Here is a 5924-nt window from a genome sequence, read left to right on the forward strand (position 1 = left end):
TCGAAGACAGCACGATCTTCGACCAGCTCCAGCACACTCTGGACGGGTCACCCGAGCGCGCCAACCTGTTGGCCAACATGGTCGGGCCGTCCTGGAAGAGCTCCTTCGGCGACGAAGCCTTTACGGAGAAAAAGAAGACGTGGAATCGATCACAATTCCAAGCACGCACGCAGCGTCGCCCGACTTCCCTCGCGGATGATCCGGAACGGTTGTCGCTCAGCGCGCTGATCCCCGCCTGGCAAGCCGGGCTGACGAAAATTGTCACCATCCCTTGCCAAGGCTCTTACACGCGCGTCATCGGACAGCACACGCTCCTCGTGACGGATGAGACCCGTGACGATCACGAGCGGTACAACGAAGCTCTCAAACAGTTCCGATAAGGGTTCCCCTGTGACACAAGGTCGGCGCACTCAGCCGCCAGGTGTTTTGCCCCACATCTGCCGCGCTCGACGTCCGGCTTACGGGAACTTCGCTATTACACCGACTGAGACCGGTTCCGATTATGCCGGCTGGAAGGAGAAGACCCAGAATACTGGCTAGGTGTTGAGCAGTACACCGAGGGCTGTGAATCGCAGCGCTAAGTGGTGGCCTTCTCGCAACACTGAATGTCCCCCGGTTACGCCCGTAAGCGGATCCGATAGCGCACGGCTTGAGCGGTTCGATGCGCAATCGACTATTGCAAAGGTAAAGACGGTGAGGAAGGACGACGCGGCGACCCTCGCCGCACACAAGGACGAGAACCAACGTTTCGTCAACAATGCCAAAGCCCAAGGCTGGCTTGTTTTAACCCACTTCGCACGGTCAGTAAAACCCAGGGTTTGGTGAGGTTGTCCGGTGAAGGATGCGCATTCGTCCTTATCGACCGTCAGACAGCATCCGCGAGACGAACGTGTTCGTCGGCAAGGGTGATGACCCAACCTGTGAAGCTCTCGTCGCCCTCCTCGAATACCGGGTATCCCGTTCGATTCGCGTGACCGTGCTCATCCGGCGCGGATGCCGCCCCCCACGCAATCCGGCGCTCCGGCCGACGGGTGGCGGCGGTCGTCTCCAGCCGTTCCAGCGTCGCTGTTCCCCCGGCCGGCGCCCAGCCCCGCGATTTTCGGGTCAAGCTGACATAAACCGCGTCGATGGAGACGATGACCCCCGAGATCGTTGCAGTTTTGCGCCCACCGCTCGCGACCTGGGCGAAGCGATCGAAGACCCACTCGATTTCGTCCAACTCGGTGCCGTAGAAATTCGGGGTGATCGTGACCGCGAGTCGCTCCAGCCGATCCCCTACAACGTGCACTTCACCGTATTCTGCCAGCTCGGAGGCGGTGCACAACACGTCAAGCATCCCCCCATCATGCACCGCGGTGGGATTAATGCTGAACAGACCACCGATGAACGCCAAAATTCCAATCACACCGCTCGACCCTGCGGCATGGCGAGGTAATGGTGCACGTTCAACAGGCGCGGTCAAAATGAAGGTAGTCCGGATCTTTGCTCCCGCGACTGTATTCAAGGATGTTCCGAGCGAACGGAATACAGGCAATTCGTTCAAGGGCGCTGGTGAACATCTTTTTCTTGAGATCACCCTCGAAAGGGTTGTTGATGAGATTCCCGCTCATCTTGCTGAACTTGACGCGCTCGGCACTCTTTTCAGCCATGAAGCACTCGCCCCAGCTCACTACACCGCGGCCGTAAATGGTGCGGAGAAAATCGAAATTGTGAGTCAGGATGACCATCCGGAAATTTGTCTCCGCTGCCATCTCCTTCAAATAGTGGATAATCGCGTATTTATTCTTGTAGTCAAAAGAGTCAGCGATGTCATCGATAACAAAGAGACTTAGCTCCCCCGACTTCTTCCTCGCCTCGACCTCAAAAAGGATGTTCAGGATGTAAAGCGTCTTCTTCTCGCCGGTACTGAGCACCCGCAAAAGATGCTCTCGATCCACCCGCGTGGACCCTCCGCCATCCATGAAGTCAAAGTCAATCGTTAGGAAAGGCTCCTGGGCGAGCATGACCTTCACCCGGTTCCGGGGCACCAGCGTGAACGGCACATCAAACCGTTCATTGAACAGCTCAATGACGGTTTCCCACTGAGTGCCGCTGCAGTTTCGAGAATCTTCTTCCGCCGCTCCTTGGACGACTTGTGAGCATCCACTGCCTCAGCGAACAATTCGCCGTGCACTTTGAAATAAGAGACCCAGAGCTTCTCCTTGAATCGATCGGTGTTATCGAACTCCGCAAGCAGCTCCGGACGATCGGACACAAATTTGAAGAAGTCTCGCGTGGCCTGGTTTGCGTTGAGCGCCTTCTCCAAGCCACCGAGGCGCACCATCAGCTCCGAGTCTCCAGTGATGCGCTGTTTCTCGACTGAGATCAGCTTCGTCAGGTCAGCCTCACTTGACACCTCCCGAGGGGCATCCTCCCCAGAAAGCAACAGCGAGTGCTTAGCCTCGATCCACCGGCCGACCGGTGGCGGGTACCGGATTCTGATTTGAGCGGGTTTCGCGATTTCGGGCGCGGCTGAGAGCCGGCCTCGATGCCGGGTGTTCCACTTTTTTGTCCGGTTGGTTCCGATGTCGGCTGGTTGGTCAGGTGGGCGTGGGTTGCTCGTGCCGGAAGTTGTGTGTGAAAAGCGTGGCCCACGGTTTTTCCCAGGGCCATGCCTGGGGCAGATGCAGCGTGAGGCGCCGTGCTGAGGTGGAGAGGCGTGCGGGGACGCTGACCAATTTTCGACGAATCGTCGCGGTGGTGGCGCGGGTGAGGCCGTTGCCCGCGATCGTCGCGGCGGCGCGGGTGAGGTTGAAGGCCATCACTGCCAGGACGAGCCAGGCGGCGTTGGCCGTGAAGACCCCCGAGGGCAGGTGAGCCAAGGCACTGTTCTTGACGTCGGCGTTGACGAGCTCGATTCCGGCGTGGGCGCGATGGGTTTTGTCGGCGGTGACGGTGTCGAGGGTGCTGGTGGTGAAAAAAGCGTGGAACCGGTGCGTGTCGAACAGGGTGGGCTGGTCAGTGTTTTTCTTGTTCAGTTCGGGAATTCGTCGCACGACCAAACGACCAGTGAGGTGCTCGCTCTTCTTGCGCGATTTGAATGCCGTAAAGGGAATTTCGGCGACTTCCGCGTTGCTAATCCACGTCTTCGTGACCGCGTCATAGATCGCGTTGGTGTATTCAATGGCGGTCCAGCTCGTGGCGGGAATCGTCTCGATGGCTGTCTTCACGGCAGGGTCCATCCGGGCCGTCACGGAGATGTCGGCGCCGGCTTTGAGAGCGGCGCTGATGGGGCGTGCCCGTAGAAAGCGGAGTCAGCGCGAAAGAGCACGCGCGCTTTTTCGAGGCCGCGGAGGCGTTTAATGGTGGCGAGGCCGTCGCTGACCATTCGGCGGGCGCCGCGCGGTGAACCGCAGGCACCGCGGCGCAGCCTTCGTCCGATGATGATCGGTGCGGACTCCTCAGTTCTGACCGTGGCCAGGAGGGCGTTGAGACCACGCACGCCGGAGTAGCCGTAGCCGGATCCTTGCTTTTGGTAACCGTGGACTTCGATGATCGTGTCGTCCACGTCAAGGAACACGTAGCCGTCGGTGCTGCTGTCGTGGGTGAGCAGTGGTGTTTCTGCGGCGAGGTTGCGAACGAACCGGGAGGCGACAGCACCAAGCTGGCGGATATGCCCGAACGTGAACGATCGCAGGAACGATCCGAGTGTCGAGGTGGCGTAGCAGGCGGTGAAGATTTTGCGCATGCCACCGTGTCTGAGGATCGCATGTCGTCGATCGAGTCTGCGCCGGCGACCATGCCGCCGACCAGCGAGGCGACTTTGAGGCCGGCGTTGGCTCCCTTGTCGGTCGGGACCGTGAGCCACTGATCGGTGAGGGTCTGCAAGTCTGCCGTGGCGGCCAATTTCATGATTGGGACTAGGCCTGCCGCCGACACCAAGTTCGGGTCGTCAAAGGAGGCCGAAACAGCGCCAGTGGTGTGAGAAACTTGCATCTACGAGATGCCTCCCGAATCGTTGAAACTGTGCTCTAGACAAGCTACATTTTCCCTGATACCGAGAGGTATTCTCGGTTTAACGCGCCGTTAGATCCCAATCCCGATCGGTGGATCGAGGCTAAACTGACCGCCTCACATGGTCGGCTCTTGGTGCGTGAGTTCATCCGGAGATCTGGCGGCGCGCCAGCGCTCTGGAGTTAACCGAGCCGCAGATACGGACCTACGCCTCACACCGTCGCTTGCGCGATTCCATCCTTCACCTGAAGGCGCAGGCTCACTTCCATGGTCGTCGGGAAGGGACCAAAGAGCGTGCCTTGCACACGGTAGCGAATTTCCGCAGGCAGAGTAGACGTTTCAGCTGCGCGGGTGATGCTCAGCGATTCTCCCGCCAGCGAATAGCCGACTAGAAGGTTAGCTTCGTCCCAAGGGTTCGAGACCGAATCTGGGGTCGTGCCGCCGCCAGTAATGTAGTCCGCCCGGAAGCTGAGGGTGACGATGCCCGTACCGTGAAAAACGTAGCAATTGCTATAAATCGTGTCCCCGGCAGCGCCTGCGATGGCGCACTCCGAGATGCTGGCGAACGGAACTGCAACGCCCTGGGCACTTGGCTCAATAAGGGCGTCGATGGAGGTTGATGAGTCTGACGCTGCCACACCGGTAACGGAAACGGAGCCGTCGGCATACGTGCGCTTCTCAACCGGGAGACCGCTTAGCGATATCTCTTCGGTAGAAAAGGTGGCCGATGGGTTCAAGGAGTCCCAAGGCTGTCCGTTTTCCAACTTCAGGAGTAGCGCGGCCCGCTCATCTGCCGGGACCGCGAGCGTCTCCATCCAGCTGTCCAAGTCCTCGGCTGCTGTGACCGTAATCGGTGATTCGCTGGGTGTTGGCTCGTCTGCTATGGCCGCCGGAGCACCAAGCACTGTTGCAGCTCCTACAAATCCAACTATCAATGCGGCTGTTGTTCCGCGTCTTCCCTTCAATGACTTCGTTAACATCATTTTTCCCCTTACATGTTGTTCACATCAGTAATGTATGTTTGCGCCGTGATTTCCAGCATACTCACACGATTCTGAGCTGCGCAAGGACGCTTGTTGCGTGGGTCAACCCATCAGGGTAAGCCGAAGTTGGGCCCTGGCTCAGGGGTGAGAAGTTGACTTCTCGATCTGGGCTGGGAGTATGGAAGCAAAGAAACGGAGGGATCGACCATGAATTTTCTGACCCCGGAGTTCGCTGTAGGCATTCTCGCCATTGCTGGATTCATCACCGTCATAATCGTGGCTTTTCTTGAAATCGGTCGTGCACCAATCGCACCAATGGCTCGATTAGCGTGGTGCGCAATCGTGTTCTTCATACCGTTTCTGGGTGTCCTGGCATGGTTCATTTTCGGAGCTAGAACACCGCGGTCAGCGGGGCTTCAAACTCACTAAGCCTCGATCCACCGGCCGACCTGTGGCGGGTACCGGATTCTGATTTGAGCGGGTTTCGCGATTTCGGTCGCGGCTGAAAGCCGGCCTCGCTGCCGGGTGTTCCACCTTTTTGTCCGGTTGGTGCCGATGTCGGCTGGTTGGTCAGGTGGGCGTGGGTTGCTCGTGCCGGAAGTTGTGAACCGTCCCGGGTTTCATGCCGCCGTTTTGATGCTCCTATTGATGTCAAGTGGTAATTGTGGCCGATTGTTGGTCTAGCCAGGTGCGGTAGTGCCGGGCGAGGTCGTAGTTGACATTGATGCCGCGTTCGAGGCGGGAGATGGTGCCCTGAGCAACGCCGCAGTGATTGGCGGTGACCTGCATGGACATGCCCAGGGCGACTCGTTTCGGTCGGAGGTCTTCGACTGAAGTGATCGGATGTGGATCGGTCAGGATACGGTAGATTTCCCTTGCGATGAAGCGTTTGAGGCAGCGAAGGATATGCCTGGGTGTTCTTCCCTCGGAGCGCTTTCTGGCCACGTA

Annotated in this window: 5 protein-coding genes and 3 pseudogenes; 2 read left to right on the forward strand and 6 right to left on the reverse strand. The window is 58.6% G+C overall.

Translation table 11 applies throughout. The features are described from left to right. Positions 1–380 (forward strand): annotated as a pseudogene (locus tag BLS91_RS20100) (hypothetical protein); the annotation flags it as partial. A 485-nt stretch (positions 381–865) separates the two neighbouring features. Here BLS91_RS20100 and BLS91_RS19205 read toward each other — a convergent pair. The 5 genes and pseudogenes from BLS91_RS19205 to BLS91_RS19225 form a co-directional block, all read right to left on the reverse strand. Beyond that, the gene (locus tag BLS91_RS19205; protein ID WP_134505372.1) at positions 866–1336 is read right to left on the reverse strand and encodes a hypothetical protein; all 471 of its coding nucleotides are present in this window, start codon (positions 1334–1336) and stop codon (positions 866–868) included. A 109-nt stretch (positions 1337–1445) separates the two neighbouring features. Further along, a complete protein-coding gene (locus BLS91_RS19210) occupies positions 1446–2012 on the reverse strand; it encodes an ATP-binding protein (protein ID WP_134505371.1) in 567 nt (188 codons plus the stop codon). Beyond that, entirely contained in the window at positions 2009–2395 is a 387-nt protein-coding gene (locus BLS91_RS19215; protein ID WP_092342660.1) for a hypothetical protein, read from the reverse strand. The genes BLS91_RS19210 and BLS91_RS19215 overlap by 4 nt, the downstream gene beginning before the upstream one ends. A gap of 184 nt (positions 2396–2579) precedes the next feature. Continuing rightward, a pseudogene (locus BLS91_RS19220) lies at positions 2580–3975 on the reverse strand (IS1380 family transposase). Positions 3976–4205: 230 nt separating this feature from the next. Continuing rightward, on the reverse strand, positions 4206–4976 hold the full coding sequence (locus BLS91_RS19225) for a hypothetical protein (RefSeq protein ID WP_134505370.1): 771 nt from the start codon (positions 4974–4976) through the stop codon (positions 4206–4208). 207 nt (positions 4977–5183) lie between these two features. Between BLS91_RS19225 and BLS91_RS19230 the strand changes: the two genes are divergently transcribed. Continuing rightward, complete coding sequence (locus BLS91_RS19230; RefSeq protein ID WP_092342664.1) at positions 5184–5405, forward strand: PLDc N-terminal domain-containing protein; 222 nt, start codon at positions 5184–5186, stop codon at positions 5403–5405. Between the two features lie 222 nt (positions 5406–5627). Here BLS91_RS19230 and BLS91_RS20415 read toward each other — a convergent pair. Continuing rightward, a pseudogene (locus BLS91_RS20415) lies at positions 5628–5924 on the reverse strand (IS110 family transposase); the annotation flags it as partial.

This window comes from Cryobacterium flavum (assembly GCF_900103805.1).
GTDB classification, from domain to species: Bacteria; Actinomycetota; Actinomycetes; order Actinomycetales; family Microbacteriaceae; genus Cryobacterium; species Cryobacterium flavum.